This window comes from Wenxinia marina DSM 24838, assembly GCF_000379485.1.
Taxonomy (GTDB): domain Bacteria; phylum Pseudomonadota; class Alphaproteobacteria; order Rhodobacterales; family Rhodobacteraceae; genus Wenxinia; species Wenxinia marina.
The window spans coordinates 30,917-54,843 of the sequence record NZ_KB902278.1; the positions used below are offsets into that span (position 1 = coordinate 30,917).

The window sequence follows — 23,927 nt, forward strand, 5'->3', positions numbered from 1 at the left end:
GACATGATCGACACAATGACCGGCACCAAGATCGTCGGAGGCTTCTGCGGGACCTTCCTGGTCTTCCTGCTGGGCGGCTGGGTCGCCGAGACCATCTACCATCCGGCCGAGGACCATGGCGAGGGCGAGCATGCGCAGGCCTACGTCATTCCGGTCGAGGAGAGCGCGCCCGCCGAGGCCGAGCCGGCCGAGGAGGTGAACGTCGAGGAGCTGTTCGCCGCGGCGAGCGCGTCGGACGGCGAGAACCTGTGGCGCAACTGTCGCACCTGCCACTCGATCGAGCCGGGCGACAACGGCACCGGCCCGACGCTCTACGGCGTGGTCGGCCGTCCGATCGATGCCGTCGACGGCTTCAACTACACCGGCGCGCTGGAGCAGGTCGGCGAGGAATGGAGCCGCGAGAACCTGTTCCACTTCCTCGAGAACCCGCGCGGCGTGGCGCCGGGCACCGCGATGTCCTACGCCGGCATGCGCGACCCGCAGGACCGCGCCGACCTGATCGCCTGGCTCGACAGCCTGGACGACTGATCGCCCGCCCGATCCCCCCTGTTCCTGGCGCCGCTCCGGGCCGATCGCCCGCGGGCGGCGTCGTCGTGTGGGCGGCGCATCGCGTCGCCCGCATCTGCGCCGTTGCGCCCGCCGCTGCGGCACCTCACGGTGCGCTCATGACCCGTTCACGCTTAATCAACTTGAATGGTCGACGCGCCCCCAATTAGCTTCACCTCCCGAAGGTATCGCGCCCGACCGCCACAGGAGGACCGTCCGTGACCCACCAAGGCCCCCATCCTCGCCCGACCCGCCGCCCGACCGACGCCGCCGTCCGGGCCGCCGTGCCGGCGCTGCCGCGCCTGGCCGCGGGCGCCCTCCTCGCCGGAGCTGCGCTGATCGCAGCCGGCGACGCCTGGGGCCAGGAGGCCGAGGGCGAGGTGATCGAGAGCCACGGCTACACCAACTTCGGCGAGCTGAAGTACCCGGCCGACTTCGAGCATCTCGATTACGTAAATCCCGACGCACCCAAGGGCGGCGAGATCTCGATCTGGTCGCAAGGCACCTTCGACAGCTTCAACAACTACGCCCGCGAGGGCGTGTCGGCCGCGCTGCCGTCGATCTACTACGAGACGATCCTGACCGGCACCGCCGACGACGTGTACGGCGTCTACTGCTACCTCTGCACGACGCTGGAATATCCCGAAAGCCGCGACTGGGTGATCTTCAACCTGCGTGACGACGTCACCTTCTCGGACGGGCGGCCGATGACGGCCGAGGACATCGAGTTCAGCTTCAACCTGTTCATGGAGCAGGGGATCGCCGAGTACCGCGCCGTCGTCGAAAGCTTCATCGAGAGCGTCGAGGTGATCGACGACCACACGATCCGCTTCACCTTCGCCGACGAGGCGCCGATCCGCGACCGCATCGGCTTCGCCGGCTCCACGCCGGTCTTCAGCAAGTCGTGGTTCGAGGAGACCGGCACCCGCCTGGACGAGAGCCAGGACGCGCCGTTCCTCGGCACCGGGCCCTACGTCCTCGACAGCTTCGACTACAACCGGCAGATCGTGATCGGCCGGAACGAGGACTGGTGGGGCGCGGAGCATCCGTTCAACATCGGGCGCAACAACTTCAACACGATCCGGGTGGAGTACTTCGCCGACGGATCGGCCGCGTTCGAGGGGTTCAAGGCCGGCGAGTACACGTTCCGGCGCGAGAACTCGTCGCGCGACTGGGCCACGGGCTACAACTTCCCTGCCATTCAGAACGGCTGGGTCGTGCAGGAGACGATCCCCGACGGCAACATCGCCTACGCGCAGGCCTTCGTCTTCAACCTCGACAAGCCGCAATGGCAGGACCCGCTCGTCCGCGAGGCGATCGGTCTGATGTTCAACTTCGAATGGTCGAACGAGACGCTGTTCTACGGCCTCTACGACCGCGTGAACTCGTTCTGGGAGAATTCCGAGCTCGAGGCGACGGGCACCCCCTCCGAGGGCGAACTGGCGCTGCTGCAGCCGCTGGTGGACGAGGGGCTGCTGCCCGAGAGCATCCTTACCGACGAAGCGGTGATGGCACCGGTCAACGACGCCAGCGACAACCAGCCCGACCGCAGCGTCTTCCGCGAGGCGGGGCGGCTGCTGGACGAGGCCGGCTGGACTGTGGGCGACAACGGGATGCGGACGAAGGACGGCCAGACGCTGACCATCTCGATCCTGGAATATTCGCCGCTGTTCGACCGGATCGTGAATCCGTTCATCGAGAACCTCGAGCGGCTCGGCATCGACGCCACGCTCGACCGGGTGGACACCTCGCAGTACGTCGAGCGGCGCAGGTCCGGCGACTTCGACCTCACGAACCACGGCTTCGACATGGGCTTCGAGCCGGGCTCGGGCCTCAAGCAGTGGTACGACAGCTCCACCGCCGACGACAGCTCGCGCAACGTGATGCGGCTGCGGAACGAGGCCGTGGACCGGCTGCTGCCCGCCGCCATCGAGGCCGAGACGCTGGAGGAGATGACCGACGCGGTGCACGCGATCGACCGGGTCATGCGCTCGCTGCGGTTCTGGGTGCCGCAATGGTACAAGGCGACGGACACCATCGCCTACTACGACATGTACCGGCACCCCGATAACATGCCTCCCTACGCCACCGGCGAGCTCGACTTCTGGTGGTACGACGCCGAGGCGGCCGAGCGGCTGCGCGCCGCCGGCGCCTTCAACTAAGGGGCCGTCGTGGGGGCCTACATCCTTCGCCGGCTGCTGCTCGTGATCCCGACGCTGCTCGGGATCATGATCGTCAACTTCGCGCTGATCCAGTTCGTGCCCGGCGGGCCGATCGAGCAGATCATCGCGCAGATGGAGGGCGGCGGCGACGTCTTCGAGACGATCGCCGGCGGCGGCAACGAGGTGAGCGAGGCCACCACGGGCGGCGGCATGTCGGGCTACGTCGGCGCCCGCGGTCTGCCGCCGGAATTCATCGAACAGCTCGAGCGGGAGTTCGGCTTCGACAAGCCGCCGCTCGAGCGGTTCCTGATGATGATGTGGGACTACATGCGCTTCGACTTCGGCGAGAGCTGGTTCCGCTCGATCAGCGTGGTGGACCTGGTGCTCGAGAAGATGCCGGTCTCGATCACGCTCGGCCTGTGGTCGACGCTGATCGCCTACCTGATCTCGATCCCGCTGGGCATCCGCAAGGCGGTGCGCGACGGCACGCCGTTCGACACCTGGACGTCGGGCGCGATCATCGTCGGCTACGCGATCCCGGGCTTCCTCTTCGCGATCCTGCTGATCGTCCTCTTCGCGGGCGGCAGCTACTGGCGCATCTTCCCGCTGCGGGGCCTGACGTCCGACAATTGGGAGCAGCTGAGCCTGATCGGGAAGGTCCTCGACTACCTGTGGCACATCACCCTGCCGGTGCTGGCCTCGCTGATCTCGTCCTTCGCCACGCTGACGCTGCTGACCAAGAACAGCTTCCTCGACGAGATCAAGAAGCAGTACGTGATGACCGCCCGCGCCAAGGGCCTGGCCGAGCGGCGGGTCCTTTACGGGCATCTCTTCCGCAACGCGATGCTGATCGTGATCTCGGGCTTTCCCGCCCTCTTCATCGGCGTGTTCTTCGGCGGCAGCCTCATCATCGAGACGCTGTTCAGCCTCGACGGTCTCGGCCGGCTCGGCTACGAGGCGACGCTGGCGCGGGACTATCCGGTGGTGTTCGGCACCCTGTTCGCCTTCTCGCTGCTGGGCCTCGTGATCGGCATCCTGACCGACCTCACCTACGTCTTCATCGACCCCCGCATCGATTTCGAGAGCCGAGGATAGATGTCCGACCCCGACCCGTACCGCAACGAGGCTGCCTCCAGCGCGCCGCATCCGGGCGAGGCGGTCGATCCGTCGACCACGCTGACGCCGCAGGGCGCGCCCACGGGGCGCCGGCCGCGCCTGTCGCCCCTGAACCAGCGCCGCTGGCGCAACTTCAAGCGCAACCGCCGGGCGCTGTGGTCGCTATGGATCTTCGGCATCCTGTTCGGGCTGTCGCTGTTCGCGGAGTTCTTCGCCAACGACAAGCCGGTCCTCGTCAGCTACCGCGGCGAGATCCGGATGCCGATCTTCTCGTTCTATTCCGAGCAGGAGTTCGGCGGCGACTTCCCGACCGAGGCCGCTTACGGCGACCCCGAGGTGCAGTGCCTGATCGTGACCGGCGGCATGGACGCCTGCTTCGACACGCCGAACGAGCTGATCGCGCAGGTCGCGCAAGGCGAGACCCCTGACCTCGAAGGGTTCGAGGCCGGCTGGATGGTCTGGCCGCTGCTGCCCTATTCCTACGACACCATCGTCGACCGCCCGGGCGTCGCGCCGTCGCCGCCGAACGTGGTCGGCTACTGGACCGATGCCGAGGGCGAGGAGCAGTTCGGCCTGCTGCCGCCCGCCTATCGCGGCGCCAACCTCCTCGGCACCGACGACACCAAGCGGGACGTGCTGGCGCGGGTCATCTACGGTTTCCGCCTGTCGGTGCTCTTCGCGCTGATGGTCACCGTCGCCTCGTCGCTGATCGGCGTCATCGCCGGCGCGGTGCAGGGCTATTTCGGCGGCTGGACCGACCTCATCTTCCAGCGGATCATCGAGATCTGGACCGGCACGCCCAGCCTGTACGTCATCATCATCATCTTCGCGATCCTGGGGCGAAGTTTCTGGCTTCTGGTGTTCCTGACGGTGCTGTTCGGCTGGCCCGCGCTGGTGGGGGTCGTGCGGGCGGAGTTCCTGCGGGCGCGCAACTTCGAGTATGTTCGCGCGGCCAAGGCGCTCGGCGTCTCCGACCGGACGATCATGTTCCGCCACATGCTGCCGAACGCGATGGTGGCGACGGTGACGATGCTGCCGTTCCTGGTGACCGGCGCCATCGGCACGCTTGCGAGCCTCGACTTCCTCGGCTTCGGGCTGCCGTCCTCGGCCCCGTCGCTGGGCGAGATGACGTTGCAGGCCAAGCAGAACCTGCAGGCGCCGTGGCTGGCCTTCACCGCCTTCTTCACCTTCGCGATCATGCTGTCGCTGCTGGTCTTCATCTTCGAGGGCGTCCGCGACGCGTTCGATCCGCGCAAGACCTTCACCGGCGAGGGGCCGGAGGTGACCGAGAGCCAGGCGCAGGCCGAGGCCGACGCGGCCCTCGCCGCCTCGCCCTCCCGGCGTGAGGGAGGGGGGCCGCTGGGGCACGCCCGCGAATCCTCGCGGCGGCCGATGGGAATGGCGGCATGAGCGCGCTCCTCGAGGTCCGGGACCTGAACGTCCGCTTCAGCCAGGACGGCGGCACCGTCCATGCGGTGCGCGGCGTCTCGTTCGAAGTCGGCCGCGGCGAGACGGTCGCGCTGGTGGGGGAGAGCGGGTCCGGCAAGTCCGTCACCGCCCTGTCTACCGTCCAGCTCCTCGGCGAGAGCGCGCGCCTGTCGGGCAGCGTCCGCTACGACGGGCGCGAGATGATCGGCGCCGGCGACAAGGTGCTGCGCGACATCCGCGGCAACGATATCAGCTTCATCTTCCAGGAGCCGATGACCTCGCTCAACCCGCTGCACACGATCGAAAAGCAGCTGCGCGAATCGATCGAGCTGCACCAGGGCCTGCGCGGCGCCGCGGTGACCGAGCGGATCGTGGAGCTGCTGACCCAGGTCGGCATCCGCGAGCCGCGCACACGCCTTGGCGCCTATCCGCACCAGCTGTCCGGCGGCCAGCGCCAGCGGGTGATGATCGCGATGGCGCTGTCGAACGATCCCGACCTGCTGATCGCGGACGAGCCGACGACCGCCCTCGACGTGACGATCCAGGCGCAGATCCTCGACCTGCTCGCCGACCTCAAGGCCCGGACCGGCCTGTCGATGCTGTTCATCACCCACGACCTGACCATCGTCCGGCGGATCGCCGACCGGGTCTGCGTGATGAAGGACGGCGAGATCGTGGAGCACGGTCCCACCGCCGAGATCTTCGCCAACCCGCAGCACCCCTACACGCAGATGCTGCTGTCGGCCGAGAGCGTGGGCGTGCCGCCTCCGGTGCCCGCGGACGCCCCGGTGGTGGCGGAGACCGAGCACCTGAAGATTTGGTTCCCGATCCACAAGGGCATGCTGAAGCGCACCGCCGGCCACATCCGCGCCGTCAACGACGCGACGCTCACGGTTCGCGCGGGCGAGACGGTGGGCGTCGTGGGCGAGAGCGGATCGGGCAAGACGACGCTGGCGCTGGCCATGATGCGGCTGATCCACTCGGAGGGCGGCATCGCCTTCCAGGGCCGCCAGATCGACGGGCTGAACACGCGGCAGATGCGGCCGCTCCGGTCCGAGATGCAGATCGTGTTCCAGGACCCCTACGGGTCGCTCTCCCCGCGGATGACGGTGGAGCAGATCATCTCCGAGGGCCTGACCGTTCACGGGGTCGAGAAGGGCCGCAACCGGCGCGAGATGGTGGCCGAGATCATGCGCGAGGTCGGCCTCGACCCCGCCGCGATGGACCGCTACCCGCACGAGTTCTCCGGCGGCCAGCGCCAGCGCATCGCCATCGCCCGCGCCCTGATCCTGCGGCCCCGCCTGATGGTGCTGGACGAGCCGACGAGCGCGCTCGACATGACGGTGCAGGTGCAGATCGTTGAGCTGCTGCGCGACCTGCAGCAGAAGTACGGACTGGCCTACCTGTTCATCAGCCACGACCTCAAGGTCGTGCGCGCGCTGTCGCACAAGGTGATGGTGATGAAGAACGGCGACGTGGTGGAGGCCGGCGACGCGGCCGCGATCTTCGACGCGCCGCAGACAGACTATACCCGCGCCTTGATGGCCGCCGCGTTCGAGGGCAGGGCGGCCTGACGGTCCATCCGGGTGTCCTCGCGCGTGGCCATGAGCCCCGGAGGCTGCGCCGGAAAGACCGACGCCAAGGCATGAGGCAGGGCCGGATCCTTGCTCGCCCGGCCGGGTGGAGTGGCGCAAGAGGTCCGGGCACCATTTTGGCCCCCGGACGCCGCCCTCTCTGGCGGAGCTAACGGGCCCGCGGTTCCGAGGCGCAGCTACTCCGGCTCGAACACCAGTGCCAGGCGCGTGCCGTCGCCGGCCGTCAGCTCCAGCTTCTCGGCGTCGAGCTGCTGGATCGCGCCCTCGATGATGCGGAAGCCGAGACCGCCCAGTCCGCCGGGCACGGGGCCGGCGGCGAGGCCGACGCCGTCGTCGCTGCACTCGATCCGCATCCGGCCGTCGCCATCGAACCGGCCGGCGAGGCGGATCGCCCCCGCGCGCCCGTCGGGAAAGCCGTGGCGCACCGAGTTCGACACGAACTCGCTGAAGATCGTGCCGAGCGCCGAGGCCTGGCGCGAGCTGACGCGGCACGGCTCGATCTCGACTACGCCGCGCACGTGCCCGGGCGCGTTCGCCATCGTCAGCGACAGGATCCGCTCGGCATAACCGGCGAGATCCACCCTCTCTCCGACCGCCGAGTAGCACAACGCCTCGTGCAGCGCGGCGACCGACCCGATGCGCGTCTCGGTCGCGCGAAAGGCCGCCAGCGCGTCCTCGCCCGCGCCGACGAGGTTGGCGCGCTGAAGCCGGACGTAGGCCGAGACCGACTGCAGCGAGTTCTTTATGCGGTGGTTCGTCTCCTGCACCACCAGCTCGGCGTCGCTGAGGGCGCTGCGCAACTTGATCAGCCGCATCGCCTGGTCGGCGAGGTCGCTCAGCGCCTGCTGCTGCGCGCCGCTCAGCGTGCGCGGCCGCTGGTCGAGGACGCAGACCGTGCCGACAGGCAGGCCGGACCCGTCGACGATGGGCGCGCCGGCATAGAAGCGGAAGGCGTCGCCGCCGATGCAGAGCGGGTTGTCCGTCGTGCGCGGATCGGCGGCGGTATCCTCGATCTCGAGAAGGCCGTCGCCGAGAACGGCATGACCGCAGATCGACTGCTCGAGCGGGGTCTCGGTCAGATCCGTCCCGTGGTGCGCCTTGAACCATTGCCGGTTGCGGTCGAGGATCGAGACGAGCGCGACGGGCGCGTCGCAGATCACGGCCGCCAGTCGGGCGATGGCATCGAATTCCGGCTCCTCGGGGGTGTCGAGGATCCCGTACTGAGCGACGAGGTTCAGCCTCGCCGTCTCCTGCGGATGCTTCGGCGCCTGCATGCGACGGGTCGTCCTGCTGCTAAACTACGGGGACGGGCAAATGACCGTGGAGGCTTAAAGGGCCGGCATCGGGTGTCAAGTCCGCTCTCGTCCCGAAGGTGGGCCGGGCGCGATCGTGCGCCGATACAGGTGGACGAGGAAGGCTTCGGCCTGCGGAAACGGGTCGGCGCCGCCGAGGACGGCGCGGACCTGAACGTCGTAGTCGGCGTAGTGCTGGGTCAGCGCCCAGATCGAGAAGATCAGGTGATGCGGCTCCACGTCCGCGATCTTCCCGTCCGCCGCCCAGCCGCGGATCACCGCGGCCTTGTCGTCCACCATCACCCGAAGATCGGTGCCGAGGATCTCGCCGATGCGCGGAGCGCCCTGAAGGATCTCGTTGGCGAAGAGGCGGCTCTCGCGCGGATAGTCGCGGCTCATCACCAGCTTGCGGCGGACGTAGCCGAGGATCTCGTCTTCGGGCTCGCCGTCCGGGTCGAGCGCCGCGAGGGGGGCGAGCCAGGTGTCGAGAAGTCGTTCCAGAAGGGCTGCGTAGATCGCCTCCTTGGACGCGAAGTAGTAGAGGACGTTGGGCTTCGAAAGGCCCGCCTCTCCGGCGATCTGGTCGAGTGTCGCGCCGCGGAAGCCGTGCTGGGAGAAGACGTCGAGCCCCGCCTCCAGGATCGCCTGCCGGTTCCGAGCCTGGATCCGCGTCGTCCCCTCCACCGCGCTGCCCGTCATCCGCCCGCCGCCTCCCGGTCCTCGCGCCGGTCCGCGTCGGCCGGCGGGTTGACTGCCCTCCCGCCTCTGGTAGCGTGCCTTTGACCGAATGGTCAAATCGGCAGACGCGCAGGCACGGCCGCGCCAGCAGGGGAGACGGGGACCATGGCCGCACCCGGCGAGAACCTTCGCATCAACGGCGAGCGCCTCTGGGACAGCCTGATGGAGATGGCGAAGATCGGCCCCGGCGTCGCCGGCGGCAACAACCGCCAGACCCTGACCGACGCCGACGCCGAGGGGCGCGCGCTGTTCAAGCGCTGGTGTGACGAGGCGGGGCTGACCACCGGCGTCGACGCGATGGGCACGATGTTCGCCCGGCGCGAGGGGACCGACCCCGATGCGCTGCCGGTCTACGTCGGCAGCCACCTCGACACCCAGCCGACCGGCGGCAGGTACGACGGCGTGCTCGGCGTGCTGGGCGGGCTGGAGATCATCCGCACGCTGAACGACCTCGGCATCAGGACGAAGCACCCGATCGTCGTGACCAACTGGACGAACGAGGAGGGCACCCGCTTCGCCCCCGCGATGCTCGCCTCCGGCGTCTTCGCGGGCGAGCACGCCCTCGACTGGGCCTACGACCGCAAGGACGCGGACGGCAAAAGCTTCGGCGCCGAGCTGGAGCGCATCGGCTGGAAGGGCGAGGAGGCGGTCGGCGACCGCAGGATGCACGCCTTCTTCGAGCTGCATATCGAGCAGGGCCCGATCCTCGAGGCCGAGGGCAAGGACATCGGCGTCGTCACCCACGGGCAGGGCCTGTGGTGGCTGGAGGTGCGGCTGACCGGCAAGGACGCGCATACCGGCTCCACCCCGATGAACATGCGGGTGAACGCCGGTCTCGGCATGGCGCGGATCACCGAGGCCGTGCATCGGATCGCGATGGATCACCAGGCGAACGCCGTCGGCGCGGTCGGGCAGGCGAACGTCTATCCGAACTCGCGCAACGTGATCCCCGGGCGCGCGGTCTTCACCATCGACTTCCGCTCGCCCGATCTGGCCAAGCTGACCTCGATGCGGGAGCGGCTGGAGAAAGAGGCGGCCGACATCGCCGCCGAGCTCGGTCTGGGTATCGAGATCGAGCCGACCGGGCATTTCGACCCGGTGGAGTTCGACGCCGGCTGCGTGTCGGCCGTGCGGTCCGCCGCCGATCGGCTGGGCTATTCCCACATGGACATCGTCTCGGGCGCCGGCCACGACGCCTGCTGGATCAACCGCGTCGCGCCGACGGCGATGATCTTCTGCCCCTGCGTGGACGGCCTGAGCCACAACGAGGCCGAGGAGATCAGCCCCGAGTGGGCGCGCGCCGGGGCCGACGTGCTGTTTCACGCGGTGGTGGACACGGCGGTGATCGTGGAGTGAGCGGGCCCCGTGGTGGCGCCGCTCGTCCATGTGCCGTAAGCAGGGCGCAACGAGACCTTTTTCGATGGTGAAACGACTGTGACCCGCTTTCTTCCCCTCGCGCTGGTGGCGCTGCTGGCCGGCTGCGCCGGCGGCATCCAGGACACCCTGAACGGCATCTTCCCGCCCGAAGAGCCGGCCGAACCGCCGCCGCCTCCGCCGCTGCCGCCGCAGGTCGTCGCCGCGCTGCCGCCGGGGGCGCCGCAAACGACCGTGATCAAGAACGCCGACGGCTGCTACCTGTTCACCGTCGAGGCGACGGTGCCGCCGTCGGGCTACCTGATCCGCGACGCTGCCGGCAACCCGATCTGCGACGGCGCTCCGCCAACGTCGGACATGCTGGCGGGCGAGCCGCTGGCCGCGCCGCTGCAATAGGTCCGCGATGCGCCGCCTTCCGCCCTTCCTCGCCGCCGTCGCCGCGCTCGCGCTGCCGGCCGCGGGGCGGGCGCAGGAGGTGCCGCTCTGCCTCGATGTCGACCCGACGCTCGAGGCGGACTGCCTGGCCGGTTTGCGGGCCGAACTGGACGGGGAGGACTAGCATGCTCGACGCCGCCGCCACCGAGGCCGACCTGCGCGTCGATCTCGCCGCGATGTTCCGCCTCGCCGCCCGCGAGGGCTGGCACGAGGGGGTCGCGAACCACTTCTCGGCCGCGGTCTCGCCCGACGGGCGCACGTTTCTCGTGAATCCCCGCTGGATGCACTTCAGCCGCATCCGGGCGTCCGACCTGCTGCTCGTCGATGCCGACGACCGCACGACGATGCAGCGCCCGGACGCGCCCGACCCGTCGGCCTGGTCGATCCACTCGGCCCTGCACCGGTCGCTGCCGCAGGCGCGCGTCGCGATCCACCTGCACCCGCCCTACTGCACCGCGCTGGCCGGCCTCAAGGACCCGACGATCCTGCCGATCGACCAGGTCACGGCGCGCTGGCACGGCCGCCTCGCCTACGACCTGTCCTTCGGCGGCATCGCCACGGAAGAGGCCGAGGGCGAGAGGATCGCCCGGACCATCGGCAACCACGGCGCGGTGATGATGGGCAACCACGGCGTCACCACGCTCGGCGCCACCGTCGCCGAGGCGTTCGACGCCATGTACCACCTGGAGCGGGCGGCGCGGACAATGGTGCTGGCCTATTCGACCGGGCGGTCGCTCGCCGTCATGGACGACGCGCTGGCCGAGGCGACGGCGGCGGAGTGGGCGGCGTACAAGGACGCCGAGGTGGCGCATTTCGAGGAGATGAAGCGGATCCTCGACCGGGAAGAGCCGGACTATCGGGAATGAGGGTGAGTGGGGGCACTTGGTGGGGCGAGGCCCCGGGTCAGGCCCGGGGCGGGTGGGCCTTGGTCATCGGCGGTGCTTCGGGTCAGGCCCGGGGCGGGTGGGGGCGAGGTGCACCGGAGCACTCCAGAATACCCGCCCCGGGCCTGACCCGGGGCCCCGACCGGCTTTGTTCACCATCGGTTAGCCGGGACGACGTATCGCTGCGGCGTGCCTCACTACGTCTACATCCTGGCCTCCCGCCCCGGCGGCGCGATCTACATCGGACGGACCCGCAACTTGCGGCAGCGGATCGAGGCGCATCGCGCCGGGCTCTCCCTGCACACATCGAAGTACGGGATCCGCACCCTCGTCTGGTTCGAGGCGCACGACGACTTCGAAACATCGCTCCGGCGGGAACGAGCCATCAAGCGATGGCACAGGGCCTGGAAGGACCAGCTGATCACCGGGGCGAACCCCGACTGGAAGGACGTGATCCACGCGCTTCCCTGAGCCCGGCGAGGCCCCGGCTCAGGGCCGGGGCGCGGGGCACTGAAACGGGAGAGACCGCATGACCACCACCGTCATCAGAAACGGCACGATCGTCACCCATGACCTGACCTACAAGGCCGACGTCCTGGTCGAGGGCGGGCGGATCGCCGAGATCGGCGAGAACCTGACGGGCGACGAGGAGCTGGACGCGACCGGCTGCTACGTCATGCCGGGCGGGATCGACCCGCACACGCATCTCGAGATGCCGTTCATGGGCACCTACTCGGCCGACGACTTCGAGAGCGGCACGCGTGCCGCCCTTGCCGGCGGGACGACGATGGTGGTGGACTTCGCGCTGCCGAGCCCGGGGCAGGGCCTGCACGACGCGCTGAAGATGTGGGACAACAAGTCGACCCGCGCCCACTGCGACTACTCGTTCCACATGGCCGTCACCTGGTGGGGCGAGCAGGTGTTCCACGAGATGAAGTCTGTCATCGAGGACCGCGGCATCAACACCTTCAAGCACTTCATGGCCTACAAGGGCGCGCTGATGGTGCAGGACGACGAGATGTACGCCTCGTTCCAGCGCCTCGCGGAGCTGGGCGGCATCGCGATGGTCCATGCCGAGAACGGCGACGTGGTGGCCGACCTGTCGGCCCGCCTGCTGCGCGAGGGGAACACCGGCCCCGAAGGCCACGCCTACTCCCGTCCGCCGCAGGTCGAGGGCGAGGCGACGAACCGGGCGATCATGATCGCCGACATGGCGGGCGTGCCGCTCTACGTCGTCCACACCTCCTGCGAGGACAGCCACGAGGCGATCCGCCGGGCGCGCCAGCAGGGCAAGCGGGTCTGGGGCGAGCCGCTGATCCAGCACCTGACGCTGGACGAAAGCGAGTACTTCAACCAGGACTGGGACTATGCCGCCCGCCGCGTGATGTCGCCGCCGTTCCGGGACAAGAAGAACCAGGATTCGCTGTGGGCCGGCCTGCAGGCCGGGTCGCTGTCGGTGGTCGCGACGGATCACTGCGCCTTCACGACCGAGCAGAAGCGCACCGGCATCGGCGACTTCACCAAGATCCCGAACGGCACCGGCGGGCTGGAGGACCGGCTGCCGATGCTGTGGACCTACGGCGTCGGAACAGGGCGGCTGACGCCGAACGAGTTCGTGGCCGTCACCTCGACCAACATCGCCAAGATCCTGAATTGCTACCCGAAGAAGGGGGCGATCCGGGTCGGGTCGGACGCGGACATCGTCGTCTGGGATCCGATGAAGGAAAAGACGATCAGCGCAAAGACTCAGCAATCGGTCATCGATTACAACGTCTTCGAGGGGAAACACGTGAAGGGGCTGCCGCGCTTCACCCTGACCCGTGGCAGGGTCGCGGTGCACGACGGCGAGGTCCGGGGGCAGGAGGGGCATGGCCAGTTCGTCCCGCGCGAGGCGAACACGCCGGTGAACCGCGCCCTTTCCACCTGGAAGGAGCTGACGTCGCCCCGGCCGGTGGAGCGCACGGGCATTCCGGCCACGGGCGTGTGACGCCGGCGCGACGGGGTGGCAAGGGTGCGGCGTGCGGGCTTGGCCTCGGGCGCCGTTGCGGTTAGGGCGAGAGTGCATGGCTTGCCTTCGGCGCGGTTCGGGGGTGCACTGCGAGTGGGTAGCGAGGTCTGAGTCTCCGATATGCTGCTTGTTGGACTGGCGATCATGATCGCGGCCTTCGTCGGCGGAATTGCCGGGTTGATGTGGCTGGCCACCCGGACGGGCCACCCGCGCCTGTCGGCCCTCGTCGGTGCCGCCGGCGCCGTCTACTTCGCCGTCACGGCGATCGACGTCCTGCGCTTCTGCGGGGTGCTGCCGGTGGACCTGCCGCTGGGCGGCGGCGGGGCGCAGGCCTGCACCGGCGACATGGGCGAGCTGTCCTACGCCTACGCCCTGCTCGCGGCGCCGATGGCGTCCTTCTTCCTCGTCATGTCCACGTGGCGAACCTGGGTCATCAACCGTGGCGGAACCCTTGGCTGAGGCACGGGCCGCGACGGCACCCGGACCGGCCGACGCGGTGATCTCCGCCCGCGGCCTCGATCTCACCTTCCAGACGGCCGACGGCCCGGTGCACGCGCTGAAGGGCGTCGATCTCGACATCCGCCGCGGCGAGTTCGTCAGCTTCATCGGCCCCTCGGGCTGCGGAAAGACGACGTTCCTGCGCTGCATCGCCGGGCTGGAGACGCCGACAGGCGGCACGCTGAGCGTCAACGGGATGACGGCGGACGAAGCGCGCCGCAGCCGCGCCTACGGCTACGTCTTCCAGGCGGCGGGCCTGTACCCCTGGCGCACCATCGGAGGCAATGTCCGCCTTCCGCTGGAGATCATGGGTTTTCCCCGGGCCGAGAGGGACGAGCGGGTCGCCAGGGTGCTGGAGCTGGTGGACCTCGCCGGCTTCGAGAAGAAGTTTCCCTGGCAGCTGTCGGGCGGGATGCAGCAGCGCGCCTCGATCGCGCGGGCGCTGGCGTTCGATGCCGACCTCCTGCTGATGGACGAGCCGTTCGGCGCGCTGGACGAGATCGTCCGCGACCGCCTCAACGAAGAACTGCTGCGCCTGTGGGACAGGACCGGAAAGACCATCGGCTTCGTCACCCACTCGATCCCCGAGGCGGTCTACCTCTCCACGCGGATCGTGGTGATGAGCCCGCGGCCCGGCCGGATCACCGACGTGATCGACAGCCCGCTTCCGCGCGAGCGGCCGCTCGACATCCGCGACAGCCGAGAGTTCATCGAGATCGCCCACCGCGTGCGCGAGGGGCTGAGGGCGGGGCATGTCGATGAGTGACGGGGGCCGGCGCGAGATGAGGGGCTGGGTCTTCAAGACCATCGTCATCGTTGCGTTCGTCTTCGGCCTGTCCTTCGTCGGCGCCGCCTGGGCCGTCCATTCCGAGCGGAACTGCATGGTCGTGCCCGGCCTGACCCGCTGCGCCGAGGCCCGCATCGTGATGGTGGCGGGCGGCGTCATCGCCATCGGCGCCGTCGTGGCGCTGTGGCTGCGCGCGGCGCGGAGGCGGCATTCGTGAGGGCCCCGCCGGTCCTCGCGTCGCTGTCTGCCGCCGGCGCGGTCGCCGCCGTGCTGGCATTCGTGACGGCGCTGGTGCCCGGCGCCGCGGCGAGGGGGCGCCGTGCGTAGCCTCGTGCCCGTCCTCGTCGTCGTGCTGGGCCTTCTGGCCCTGTGGTACGCCGCCGTCCCGGTGATGAACGCGGCCGAGACGCTGACCAGGGCCGAGCGGGCGGGTGCCGTCATCGACCCGCCGACGGCGGTGGAGCGGCGGGACCTTTCCGGTCTGACGCTCGCCCTGCGCAATCCCGGCCTCCTCGGCGAATCGTGGTCGCTGGAGCGGCCGCGCCTGCCGGCGCCGCACCAGGTCGCGGCCGAGATCTGGGCGACGACCTGGGACGAAGAGGTGAACGGACGGCGCGGCATCGTGCAGTCCGGGAGCTTCTCGAACCGGTCGCTGATCTATCACGGCGGCATCACGCTGGCCGCGACGCTGTCCGGTTTTCTCATCGGCTCGATCCTCGGGATCCTGCTCGCCGTCGGGATCGTCCATTCGCGGACGATGGACCTCAGCGTCATGCCCTGGGCCATCGTCAGCCAGACCGTGCCCATCGTCGCGCTGGCGCCGATGATCATCGTCGTCCTCTATTCCGTGGGCGTGCAGGGCCTGCTGCCAAAGGCGGTGATCTCGGCCTACCTGTCCTTCTTCCCGGTCGTCGTCGGTATGGTGAAGGGCCTTCGCGCGCCCGAGAGGATGGATCTCGACCTGATGCGCACCTACAGCGCGAGCCGGGGCCAGGTGTTCTGGAAGCTGCGGCTGCCGGCGTCCGTCCCCTACCTCTTCGCCTCGCTCAAGATCGCCATCGCGGCGAGCCTCGTCGGCGCCATCGTGGGCGAGCTGCCGGTGCAGAAGGGGGGCCTCGGCGCGCGGATGCTGGCGGGCAGCTACTACGGCCAGACGGTGCAGATCTGGTCGGCGCTGTTCGCGGCGGCCGTCCTCGCCGCGCTGCTGGTCTGGGTCATCGGCTGGGCCGAGCGGCGGACGCTGCGGGCGATGGGGGTCGCGGGATGAGGCTGTCTCCCTACGCCACGCCCGTGCTCGCCGCTCTGGGACTTCTGGCCGTGCTGACGCTCGTCGCCCTCCTGACGGGCGCGTTCTCCATCGGCGCGGTCTGGGATCCGCGCCTCCTCGCCATCCTCGCGCTGTGGGCGGCGGCGTGGACGCTGAACGTCGTGCTGTCCCTGCGGGTCCGCAGCGCGGGCGGCGCGCTGGCCGTCGCGGCGTTGTTCGGGGCGAGTCTGATCGTCCTGTGGGAGCTGACGGTGCGCCTCTACGACGTGCCGCAGGTGATCCTGCCGCCGCCGAGCCTGGTGGCCGAGACCTTCGCCGCCCGTGCCGGCACCCTCTGGGCCGACTTCGTGCAGACGATCCTGAAGGGCGCGCTCGCCGGCTACGTCATCGGCTGCGGGGCGGCGTTCCTCGTCGCGCTTCTGGTGGACCGGTTCTCCTTCCTGCGCCGGGGCCTCCTCCCGTTGGGCAACTTCATGGCGGCGCTGCCGATCGTCGGCACGGCGCCGATCCTCGTCATGTGGTACGGGTTCGGCTGGCAGTCGAAGGCGGCCGTAGTCGTCCTGATGGTGTTCTTCCCGATGCTGGTGAACACGGTCGCCGGCCTCGCCGACACCACGCAGATGCAGCGTGACCTGCTGCGCACCTACGGCGCCTCGTGGCGGCAGACGCTGACGACCCTGCGGCTGCCCGCGGCGATGCCGTTCATCTTCAACGGGCTGAAAATCTGCACGACCCTGGCGCTGATCGGGGCGATCGTCGCGGAATTCTTCGGCTCGCCGACGCTCGGCCTCGGCTTCCGCATCTCGACCTCGATCGGCCAGCTTGACCTCGGCATGGTCTGGGCGTCGATTGTGGTGGCGGCGCTGGCGGGAACGGCGACCTACGGGCTGGCCGCGCTGGTGGAACGGCGGATGACCTTCTGGCACCCGTCGCAACGATAAGAGGGGAGCCCGGGCAGTCCGGGCCCGACAACAGGGAGAACGGGAAATGAAGAACACGCTACTGGCCGCCGGTCTGACGCTGGCACCTCTCGGCGCGCTGGCGCAGGAGATGGACGAGGTGACGCTGCAACTGAAGTGGGTCACCCAGGCCCAGTTCGCCGGCTATTACGTCGCGCTCGAGAACGGCTATTACGAGGAAGAGGGCCTCGACGTCACGATCCTGCCCGGCGGCCCCGACATCGCGCCCACGCAGGTGATCGCGGGCGGCGGCGCCGACGTGATCGTGGAATGGATGCCCGCCGCCCTCGCCGCCCGCGAGAACGGCCTGCCGCTCGTCAACATCGCCCAGCCCTTTGCGGCCTCCGGCATGCAGCTGACCTGCTGGGGCGACGTCGGCATCGAGAGCCCCGAGGATCTGGACAACCGCACGCTCGGCGTCTGGTTCTTCGGCAACGAGTATCCGTTCCTCAGCTGGATGAGCACGCTCGGCATCGCGACCGACGGCGCGGCCGAGGGCAGCGTCGAGGTCCTGAAGCAGGGCTTTAACGTCGATCCGCTGCTGCAGCGGCAGGCCGACTGCATCTCGACCATGACGTACAACGAGTACTGGCAGGTCATCGACGCGGGTGTCACGCCGGAAGAGCTGGTGAACTTCCGCTATGACGAGCAGGGCGTCGCCACGCTCGAGGACGGCCTCTACGTGATGGAGGAGAACCTCGAGGATCCCGAATTCGTGGACGAGATGGCGCGCTTCGTGCGGGCTTCCATGCGCGGCTGGAAATGGGCCGAGGAGAACCCCGAGGAGGCGGCGATGATCGTCCTCGACTACGACGAGACAGGCGCCCAGACCGAAGAGCACCAGATCCGCATGATGGGCGAGGTCGCCAAGCTGACCGCCGGCTCCGACGGCAGCCTCGACGAGGAGGCCTACCAGCGGACCGTCGACACTCTGCTCGGCGGCGGGTCGGACCCGGTCATCACCGCCGAGCCCGAGGGCGCGTTCACCCACGAGGTGACGGACGCGGCGCAGAACTGATCCCCTGATCGTTCCGGGCGGGGTGCGCGGCGGCTGGTCGCGCGCCCCGTTCGCATATCCGGGGCAAGTGGACCCGGACCGGAGGCGCGGGCGAGGGGAAGCCTTTCCCCGGGACGGCCAGCGCGGCTATCAGGGGCCGGAGGGGGGAAGGTGCGATGCGCGTTCTGGTGACCGGCGGCGCCGGCTATATCGGGTCCCACACGCTGGTGGAGCTGCTGGCGGCGGGGCACGAGCCGATCGTCGTCGACAATTTCGACAACGGCTCGCGCACCGCCCTGTCGCGGGTGCGCGAGCTTGCGGACGGGCCGATGGAGGTGCTGGACGCGGACATCACCGACACCGCACGCCTGATCGACATCCTTGCCGCGCACCGGCCCGACGCGGTGATACATTTCGCGGGTCTCAAGGCGGTGGGCGAGAGCGAGGAGAAGCCGCTCGACTACTACCGCGTGAACGTCGGCGGCACCGTGTCCCTGTTGTCGGCGATGGCGGCGGGGGACTGCCGGCGCGTGATCTTCTCGTCCTCGGCGACCGTCTATGGCGAGCCGGTCTACCTGCCCTACGACGAGGTCCATCCGCGAGCGCCGACCAGTCCCTACGGCCGGACCAAGGCGATCTGCGAGGACGTGCTGGCGGACTGGGCGCGGGCGACGCCCGGGGCGGCGGCCATCGCGCTGCGCTACTTCAATCCGGTGGGAGCCCACGCCTCGGGCCGGATCGGCGAGGATCCGCGGGGCGTGCCGCAGAACCTGATGCCGTTCCTGGCGCAGGTCGCGACCGGACGGCGCGGTGCGCTGCGCATCTGGGGCGACGACTACGACACGCCGGACGGGACGGGGGTGCGAGACTACATCCACGTCGTGGACCTCGCCCGCGCTCATGTGGCGGCCCTGGGCCGGTTCGAGGAGACGAGCGGCTTCGAAGCGCTCAACATCGGGACGGGGCGGGGCTATTCGGTGCGCGAGATGCACGCGGCCTTCTGCCGGGCCGTCGGGCGGGAGCTTCCGGCCGAGGTCCATCCCCGGCGTCCGGGTGACGTCGCGGCGATGGAGGCCGACTGTGCGAAGGCGGCCGAGGCGTTGGGCTGGCGGGCCGAACTGGGGATCGACGATATGGTCCGCAGCCTCTGGGCGTGGCAGAGCGCCAATCCGGTCGGCTACGGCGACAACGACCGCTGAAGTCAGACCGGCTGGGGCGCCGCCCCCGGCGCGGGGACGTTGGCCGGCGGCTGTGCCGGCGCGCTCGGCTCGCGGGCCACGATGGCCTCGCCGCCCTCGACGAAGCGGGCGACGACGCTGCGCACGCCGGCCACGTCCGCCTCGGCCACGGCCCCCCGCAGGGCCTTGAGCGCGGCGGCGACCTCGATCTCGGACAGCTTGGTCTCGCGCGCGAGGAGGATCTTGGGGTGCGGCGTGGTCAGCTGGCCCTGGCCGATCAGCAACTCTTCATGCAGCTTCTCGCCGGGACGCAGGCCGGTGATCCTGATCTCGATGTCGCCGTCCGGGGTTTCCTCGGTCCGGGGCTGGTGGCCCATCGCCTCGATCATCTGCCGGGCGAGGTCGTAGATCGCGATCGGCTCGCCCATGTCGAGGACGAACACCTCGCCGCCCTCGGCGAAGGTGCCGGCGACGAGGACGAGGCGCGCGGCCTCGGGGATCGTCATGAAATAGCGGGTCACGGCACGATGGGTGACGGTGACCGGCCCGCCCTTGGAGATCTGCTCGTGGAAGAGCGGGATGACCGAGCCGGAGGAGTTCATCACGTTGCCGAACCGCACCATCGAGAAGATCGTGCGCCCGCCCGTCGTCTGGGCGCGCTGCGCGAGGTCCTGCACCACCAGTTCGGCCAGCCGCTTGGAGGCGCCCATCATGTTGCGCGGCCGGACCGCCTTGTCCGACGAGATCAGGATGAAACGTTCGACCCCGCAGTCCAGCGCGGCCTGGGCCAGGACCTGGGTCCCGAGCACGTTGTTGGCGAGGCCGGCCACGGGATTGTGCTCGACGATCGGAACGTGCTTGTAGGCCGCCGCGTGCAGCACGATCTCGACCGCGTGGTCGGTCAGAACCTTGCGCATCAGCGCGGCCTCTCCGGCCGAGGCGAGGATAGGGACGAGCGTGACGCCGTTCGCCTGCGCCAGCGGCTCCAGCTCGTTGGTGATGGAGTAGAGGGCAAGTTCGCTGAACTCGACCATGACGAGCTTCGCCGGCCGGCACCGGATCAGCTGGCGGCACAGTTCCGAGCCGATGGATCCGCCGCCGCCCGACACCATGACGCTGCGGCCGACGTAGGTCTCGGACCCGCCCGGCAGCTCGGCGTCGAGCGGCGCGCGGCGCAGCAGGCGCGATGGCGTGACGGGGCGCAACTGCTCCACCAGCAGCTGGGTGTCGGTGCCGGCGAGCTGCGCGAAAGAGGGCAGCGTCTGCGCCTCCACGCCCATGTCCTCGAGCTGGCGGGACAGCTGGTTGATCCGCGTCCGCGGGACCGATGGCATGGCAAGCAGGACGCGGTGGGCTCCCTTGTCGCGGATCAGCGCGGGGATGGTGAGGGGGGAATAGACCGACAGGCCCCGGACGATGGTCGATTGCAGGCTCTTGTCGTCGTCGACGAACGCGACCGGCTGGATGCGGTCGTCCGTCGACAGGGCGGCGGCCAGCTGCTGGCCGGTGCGGCCGGCGCCGTAGATGATGACGCGGACCTGGTCGTGGTTCCGCCGGTAGATCGCGAGCACGATCTGCAGCAACAGGAATCGCGATCCTGTCGTGAGGAAGAAGTAGAGCAGACCGAAGGTGATGAACGTCGCCGCCGGTATGCCGCCGTTCGCCATGTCGTCGACGATCGCCGTCGCGATTCCCATCACGACCGCATGCACCGCGCTCAGCCGGATCGCCCGGCTTTCGTAGGCCTTGAGCTGGACCTTGTGGATGCCGAGCGCGAGGCACAGCAGCCCGGCCATCAGCATCAGGAGAGGCACGGCCTGCCAGCGATCGAGGAGCGCCTCGCTCGGCGGAAGGCCGTTCAGCTGCAGCGTGTAGGCGCCCACGAGCGCAATGGGTACGAGCGCCACGTCGAGCAGTGCCAGGGTGGCCTGCTTTGCCCCCCGCGGCAGGGAAACGATCAGATTGCCAAGCCCCACGTCAGCCTCGAAATGTTTCTGGCATAGAATTGTGCGGGGCGGTCGCTAGCACGACGACGATTTCGAACCGGTAACTTCCGTATCACGACCATGATAGGATGCCGCACCGCGGAAAATCAACAAAGTACGCAAATCCGGAAGCGGCATTTCGCTCAACGGGCCGATCCGCGGTCGACGCGGTCGCCCCGTCCGCCGCCCCGGACGGTTCTCCACGCCAGCGCGAGGTCGAGCGACAGGGACCGCATCGCCGCATAGGCCGCGTCGATGCGGGCGAGTCGCTCCGGGTCGCTCATGTCGATGCCGGCCACCTGGGCGAGACCGGTGATGCCGGGCCGGATGGACAGGACGCCCCGCTCCCGTCGCCTTGCGATCAGGTCCTTCTGCACGGGCAGGCATGGGCGCGGCCCGACCAGAGCGAGGTCGCCCATGAGCACGTTCCAGGCCTGCGGCAGCTCGTCCAGCTTCAGCCGGCGGAGGAGGCGGCCGGGGCGCGTCACCGCGTCGGCGGACACTTCATGGGTGCCGGCCTGCCGCGTGCCGGCGCGCATGGACCGGAACTTCAGGCAGGTGAAGGGGCGCCCGTGCCGGCCGACGCGGGTCTGGGCGAAGATCGCCGATCCGGGGCTGTCGAGGCGGATCCAGAGGGCGATCAGGGGGAAGGTCCAGCCGAGCAGCACGGCGACGGCGACGACGAAGCACAGGTCGAGCGCCCGGGCGCCGACCCGGTAGAGGCGGCTGCCGGACGGGTCGTCGGCGAGGGCGCCCTCAGCGGAGCCGTCCAGCAGCCGGCTGGCGAGGCTGCCGGCGGAGAGGCGCGGGCGCCAGACGCCGGCGACGGGTGGACCGGCGTGAAGCGGCGCCACCAGGATATGGCCTGCCTCGAGGTGCCGCACGATGTCACCGGGCGCGCGGGGCAGCGTAATCAGGGTGATCGCGGGGCGGTCGCCGCAGGCGACGCGGAGCGGCCCGTCCTCCGGCCGGCGATCGACCGTGGCGCCGCGGTCCCCCAGCGCCGATGCCAGCAAACCGGCCGTCTCGTCGTCGCCGCCCCTGATCGTGGTCCGCATCTGTCCCTCACGCCCCGTGGCGCCTTATCCGGCCGGGCGCAGGCGGTCAAACCCGCTCGCGGAAGACCAGCCGGGCGCCCCACAGGCGCAGCGCACCGGACAGGAAGCACAGGGCGCCGAAGATCCAGGCGAGCGTGGGAAAGGTCGAGGGGAGAAGGCAGACGAGGACGAAGAGAAGGATCGTCTCGGTGCCCTCGAGCAGGCCGTTCGAGAAGTAGAGCGATTTCACCCCCTGCGCGTCCGTCTCCATCCGCCGCTTCTCGGCCAGGATGGCGTAGCCGAGGAACGTCGCCCCGTTGAAGTAGAAGGAGGCGAGGAGGAACGCTCCCGACGCGCCGTTGCCGGCGGGGTCGTTCAGGACGAACGCGAGCGGGACGACGCCGTAGAACAGGAAGTCGGTCGCGATGTCGAGGTAACCCCCGTAGTCGGTCCTGCGGCTCGCGCGGGCGACGGCGCCGTCGAGCCCGTCGCACAGGCGAGAGCCGGCGATGGGGATCAGGGCGGCCAGCGTCCAGCCGACCGCGATCAGGACGGCGGCCAGCAGGCCGAAGGCGAGGCCGACGAGCGTGACGTGGTCCGGTGCGATGCCCCGCGCGGCGAGACGTGCGCCGAGGCGGTTCAGCGGCGGGTCGATCAGGCGGCGGGCGTAGGCGTCGAGCATCGGCCCTTCATGCCGGGCTGCCGGGCGTGCGGCAATGGCCGGCGGGGCGCGGTGCCGGGGGTTTGAGCGGAGGGCGGCTGCAAGAGTCTCCTAACCGCGACTTGGCCGCGAGACCTGACCCGACTTCGGAAACAGGGATGGCGTGGAGCCTGGCGCCCGCCCGGACTCAGCCGCGCCAGCGGCCCGGGCAGCGTCTGGCCGCCCCCCGGCCAGACGCTTCCTCACCACCTGCGAGATGGTCGAGGTCGTCCGGGGGAGGCCAGATAAAGCGCTTCTACCGCCCCGTCGGAGCGTCTGAGCGCGGCCAGACGCCGCCCTCCGGATGTTCCAGGATCGATCTCGCCAATCAAATCGAGCTCGCGCCCTCTCAGCACGAAGCTCCGGCCTTCAACTGGTGCGCCCGGACCGCCTTCCGCTCCTACAGCCTCTGATACCGCGCCCGCGCGCCGCGCTCGATGGCCGCGGCGTGGAGGCGGTCGATCTCCAGCTCGTGGCGGATCTCCTCCAGCATCCGCGCCTCGGCGCCCTCGATCCGGCCGTCCGCGGCGGCGACGTCGCAGGCCATGGCGTAGGCGGTCTCCCACAGGCGGCGGGGCAGGGCGGTGCGGATCAGGTCGAACAGCGCGTCGAGGCCGTCCTCCTGCGCGTACAGGTCGAACACCAGCCGGCTCATCGTCGGGATGTGCGCGGTGTCGTAGTCGGCGAAGACCGGCAGGTTGTTCACGATGTTGGTGATCGTCACCAGTTCGGCGGTGCGGATGTCCTCGTCCGAGGCCGACACGGCGATCATCAGCGCGATCAGCGCGTCGGTCGGTTCGAGAGAGGGGGTGTCGGACATTGCCCTGGCCTTCGCTTCTTCGTTGCGACACTGGAATAAGCACGCCGCGGCGACCGGGCAAGGCACGGCCCCTCCGATTGACGGGCCACGCCGCCGGGACTAGGGACGACGCCGCACTTCC

At 69.6% G+C, this 23,927-nt stretch carries 24 protein-coding genes; 18 read left to right on the plus strand and 6 right to left on the minus strand.

The window, feature by feature from the left end; all coding sequences use genetic code 11:
* Positions 1 to 3: 3 nt before the first annotated feature.
* The 5 genes from A37W_RS0103575 to A37W_RS0103595 all read left to right on the plus strand — a co-directional run bounded on the left by A37W_RS0103575 (position 4) and on the right by A37W_RS0103595 (position 6,826).
* Entirely contained in the window at positions 4 to 528 is a 525-nt protein-coding gene (locus A37W_RS0103575; RefSeq protein WP_040753444.1) for a c-type cytochrome, read from the plus strand.
* Between the two features lie 236 nt (positions 529 to 764).
* The gene (locus A37W_RS0103580; RefSeq protein ID WP_018301653.1) at positions 765 to 2,708 is read left to right on the plus strand and encodes an extracellular solute-binding protein; all 1,944 of its coding nucleotides are present in this window, start codon (positions 765 to 767) and stop codon (positions 2,706 to 2,708) included.
* 9 nt (positions 2,709 to 2,717) lie between these two features.
* Complete coding sequence (locus A37W_RS0103585) at positions 2,718 to 3,803, plus strand: microcin C ABC transporter permease YejB (RefSeq protein ID WP_018301654.1); 1,086 nt, start codon at positions 2,718 to 2,720, stop codon at positions 3,801 to 3,803.
* Positions 3,804 to 5,234: an ABC transporter permease gene (locus A37W_RS20885; RefSeq protein WP_018301655.1), complete on the plus strand. Its 1,431-nt coding sequence runs from the start codon at positions 3,804 to 3,806 to the stop codon at positions 5,232 to 5,234. It begins immediately after the preceding gene.
* Positions 5,231 to 6,826 carry an ABC transporter ATP-binding protein gene (locus A37W_RS0103595; protein WP_018301656.1) on the plus strand — a complete coding sequence of 532 codons (1,596 nt, stop codon included), beginning with the start codon at positions 5,231 to 5,233 and terminating at the stop codon, positions 6,824 to 6,826. Before A37W_RS20885 ends, A37W_RS0103595 begins: the two co-directional genes overlap by 4 nt.
* Positions 6,827 to 7,023: 197 nt before the next feature.
* Here the strand turns inward: A37W_RS0103595 and A37W_RS0103600 are convergent, their stop codons facing one another.
* A complete protein-coding gene (locus A37W_RS0103600; RefSeq protein WP_018301657.1) occupies positions 7,024 to 8,121 on the minus strand; it encodes a histidine kinase dimerization/phosphoacceptor domain -containing protein in 1,098 nt (365 codons plus the stop codon).
* Positions 8,122 to 8,196: 75 nt separating this feature from the next.
* Positions 8,197 to 8,838, minus strand: coding sequence for a TetR family transcriptional regulator C-terminal domain-containing protein (locus A37W_RS0103605; protein ID WP_018301658.1), 642 nt, complete (start codon positions 8,836 to 8,838; stop codon positions 8,197 to 8,199).
* Positions 8,839 to 8,982: 144 nt separating this feature from the next.
* Between A37W_RS0103605 and A37W_RS0103610 the strand changes: the two genes are divergently transcribed.
* The 13 genes from A37W_RS0103610 to galE all read left to right on the plus strand — a co-directional run bounded on the left by A37W_RS0103610 (position 8,983) and on the right by galE (position 19,285).
* A complete protein-coding gene (locus A37W_RS0103610; protein WP_018301659.1) occupies positions 8,983 to 10,233 on the plus strand; it encodes a Zn-dependent hydrolase in 1,251 nt (416 codons plus the stop codon).
* A 78-nt stretch (positions 10,234 to 10,311) separates the two neighbouring features.
* On the plus strand, positions 10,312 to 10,647 hold the full coding sequence (locus A37W_RS20890) for a hypothetical protein (RefSeq protein WP_018301660.1): 336 nt from the start codon (positions 10,312 to 10,314) through the stop codon (positions 10,645 to 10,647).
* 7 nt (positions 10,648 to 10,654) lie between these two features.
* Positions 10,655 to 10,810 carry a hypothetical protein gene (locus A37W_RS23645; RefSeq protein ID WP_018301661.1) on the plus strand — a complete coding sequence of 52 codons (156 nt, stop codon included), beginning with the start codon at positions 10,655 to 10,657 and terminating at the stop codon, positions 10,808 to 10,810.
* Position 10,811: 1 nt separating this feature from the next.
* On the plus strand, positions 10,812 to 11,552 hold the full coding sequence (locus A37W_RS0103625) for a class II aldolase/adducin family protein (RefSeq protein WP_018301662.1): 741 nt from the start codon (positions 10,812 to 10,814) through the stop codon (positions 11,550 to 11,552).
* Positions 11,553 to 11,759: 207 nt separating this feature from the next.
* On the plus strand, positions 11,760 to 12,041 hold the full coding sequence (locus A37W_RS0103630) for a GIY-YIG nuclease family protein (RefSeq protein WP_018301663.1): 282 nt from the start codon (positions 11,760 to 11,762) through the stop codon (positions 12,039 to 12,041).
* A gap of 58 nt (positions 12,042 to 12,099) precedes the next feature.
* Complete coding sequence (gene hydA / locus A37W_RS0103635; protein WP_018301664.1) at positions 12,100 to 13,557, plus strand: dihydropyrimidinase; 1,458 nt, start codon at positions 12,100 to 12,102, stop codon at positions 13,555 to 13,557.
* A 141-nt stretch (positions 13,558 to 13,698) separates the two neighbouring features.
* On the plus strand, positions 13,699 to 14,037 hold the full coding sequence (locus A37W_RS0103640; protein ID WP_018301665.1) for a hypothetical protein: 339 nt from the start codon (positions 13,699 to 13,701) through the stop codon (positions 14,035 to 14,037).
* A complete protein-coding gene (locus A37W_RS0103645; RefSeq protein WP_229666025.1) occupies positions 14,030 to 14,842 on the plus strand; it encodes an ABC transporter ATP-binding protein in 813 nt (270 codons plus the stop codon). The genes A37W_RS0103640 and A37W_RS0103645 overlap by 8 nt, the downstream gene beginning before the upstream one ends.
* Positions 14,829 to 15,080 (plus strand): hypothetical protein, encoded by a 252-nt coding sequence (locus A37W_RS0103650; RefSeq protein WP_156169455.1) that lies wholly within the window; start codon positions 14,829 to 14,831, stop codon positions 15,078 to 15,080. Before A37W_RS0103645 ends, A37W_RS0103650 begins: the two co-directional genes overlap by 14 nt.
* Positions 15,081 to 15,182: 102 nt before the next feature.
* On the plus strand, positions 15,183 to 16,130 hold the full coding sequence (locus A37W_RS0103660; RefSeq protein WP_026198271.1) for an ABC transporter permease: 948 nt from the start codon (positions 15,183 to 15,185) through the stop codon (positions 16,128 to 16,130).
* Positions 16,127 to 17,071 carry an ABC transporter permease gene (locus A37W_RS0103665; protein WP_018301669.1) on the plus strand — a complete coding sequence of 315 codons (945 nt, stop codon included), beginning with the start codon at positions 16,127 to 16,129 and terminating at the stop codon, positions 17,069 to 17,071. The genes A37W_RS0103660 and A37W_RS0103665 overlap by 4 nt, the downstream gene beginning before the upstream one ends.
* A 46-nt stretch (positions 17,072 to 17,117) precedes the next feature.
* A complete protein-coding gene (locus A37W_RS0103670) occupies positions 17,118 to 18,107 on the plus strand; it encodes an ABC transporter substrate-binding protein (protein WP_018301670.1) in 990 nt (329 codons plus the stop codon).
* Positions 18,108 to 18,262: 155 nt separating this feature from the next.
* Positions 18,263 to 19,285, plus strand: coding sequence for a UDP-glucose 4-epimerase GalE (gene galE / locus A37W_RS0103675; protein ID WP_018301671.1), 1,023 nt, complete (start codon positions 18,263 to 18,265; stop codon positions 19,283 to 19,285).
* 2 nt (positions 19,286 to 19,287) lie between these two features.
* Here the strand turns inward: galE and A37W_RS0103680 are convergent, their stop codons facing one another.
* From A37W_RS0103680 to A37W_RS0103695, 4 genes are all read right to left on the minus strand, one after another.
* Positions 19,288 to 21,240 (minus strand): polysaccharide biosynthesis protein, encoded by a 1,953-nt coding sequence (locus A37W_RS0103680; protein ID WP_018301672.1) that lies wholly within the window; start codon positions 21,238 to 21,240, stop codon positions 19,288 to 19,290.
* Between the two features lie 152 nt (positions 21,241 to 21,392).
* Positions 21,393 to 22,307 (minus strand): sugar transferase, encoded by a 915-nt coding sequence (locus A37W_RS23125; protein WP_018301673.1) that lies wholly within the window; start codon positions 22,305 to 22,307, stop codon positions 21,393 to 21,395.
* A gap of 46 nt (positions 22,308 to 22,353) precedes the next feature.
* Positions 22,354 to 22,968: a CDP-alcohol phosphatidyltransferase family protein gene (locus A37W_RS0103690; protein WP_018301674.1), complete on the minus strand. Its 615-nt coding sequence runs from the start codon at positions 22,966 to 22,968 to the stop codon at positions 22,354 to 22,356.
* Positions 22,969 to 23,386: 418 nt separating this feature from the next.
* Positions 23,387 to 23,806 carry a tellurite resistance TerB family protein gene (locus A37W_RS0103695; protein WP_018301675.1) on the minus strand — a complete coding sequence of 140 codons (420 nt, stop codon included), beginning with the start codon at positions 23,804 to 23,806 and terminating at the stop codon, positions 23,387 to 23,389.
* Positions 23,807 to 23,927 lie beyond the last annotated feature (121 nt).

Bases quoted from the DNA above. Each gene is read 5' to 3' on its own strand.
- A37W_RS0103575 (WP_040753444.1), top strand. From the start codon at position 4: ATGATCGACACAATGACCGGCACCAAGATCGTCGGAGGCTTCTGCGGG.
- A37W_RS20885 (WP_018301655.1), top strand. From the start codon at position 3,804: ATGTCCGACCCCGACCCGTACCGCAACGAGGCTGCCTCCAGCGCGCCG.
- A37W_RS0103595 (WP_018301656.1), top strand. From the start codon at position 5,231: ATGAGCGCGCTCCTCGAGGTCCGGGACCTGAACGTCCGCTTCAGCCAG.
- A37W_RS0103600 (WP_018301657.1), bottom strand. From the start codon at position 8,121: ATGCAGGCGCCGAAGCATCCGCAGGAGACGGCGAGGCTGAACCTCGTC.
- A37W_RS0103605 (WP_018301658.1), bottom strand. From the start codon at position 8,838: ATGACGGGCAGCGCGGTGGAGGGGACGACGCGGATCCAGGCTCGGAAC.
- A37W_RS0103610 (WP_018301659.1), top strand. From the start codon at position 8,983: ATGGCCGCACCCGGCGAGAACCTTCGCATCAACGGCGAGCGCCTCTGG.
- A37W_RS23645 (WP_018301661.1), top strand. From the start codon at position 10,655: ATGCGCCGCCTTCCGCCCTTCCTCGCCGCCGTCGCCGCGCTCGCGCTG.
- A37W_RS0103625 (WP_018301662.1), top strand. From the start codon at position 10,812: ATGCTCGACGCCGCCGCCACCGAGGCCGACCTGCGCGTCGATCTCGCC.
- hydA (WP_018301664.1), top strand. From the start codon at position 12,100: ATGACCACCACCGTCATCAGAAACGGCACGATCGTCACCCATGACCTG.
- A37W_RS0103640 (WP_018301665.1), top strand. From the start codon at position 13,699: ATGCTGCTTGTTGGACTGGCGATCATGATCGCGGCCTTCGTCGGCGGA.
- A37W_RS0103650 (WP_156169455.1), top strand. From the start codon at position 14,829: ATGTCGATGAGTGACGGGGGCCGGCGCGAGATGAGGGGCTGGGTCTTC.
- A37W_RS0103665 (WP_018301669.1), top strand. From the start codon at position 16,127: ATGAGGCTGTCTCCCTACGCCACGCCCGTGCTCGCCGCTCTGGGACTT.
- A37W_RS0103670 (WP_018301670.1), top strand. From the start codon at position 17,118: ATGAAGAACACGCTACTGGCCGCCGGTCTGACGCTGGCACCTCTCGGC.
- galE (WP_018301671.1), top strand. From the start codon at position 18,263: ATGCGCGTTCTGGTGACCGGCGGCGCCGGCTATATCGGGTCCCACACG.
- A37W_RS23125 (WP_018301673.1), bottom strand. From the start codon at position 22,307: ATGCGGACCACGATCAGGGGCGGCGACGACGAGACGGCCGGTTTGCTG.
- A37W_RS0103690 (WP_018301674.1), bottom strand. From the start codon at position 22,968: ATGCTCGACGCCTACGCCCGCCGCCTGATCGACCCGCCGCTGAACCGC.
- A37W_RS0103695 (WP_018301675.1), bottom strand. From the start codon at position 23,806: ATGTCCGACACCCCCTCTCTCGAACCGACCGACGCGCTGATCGCGCTG.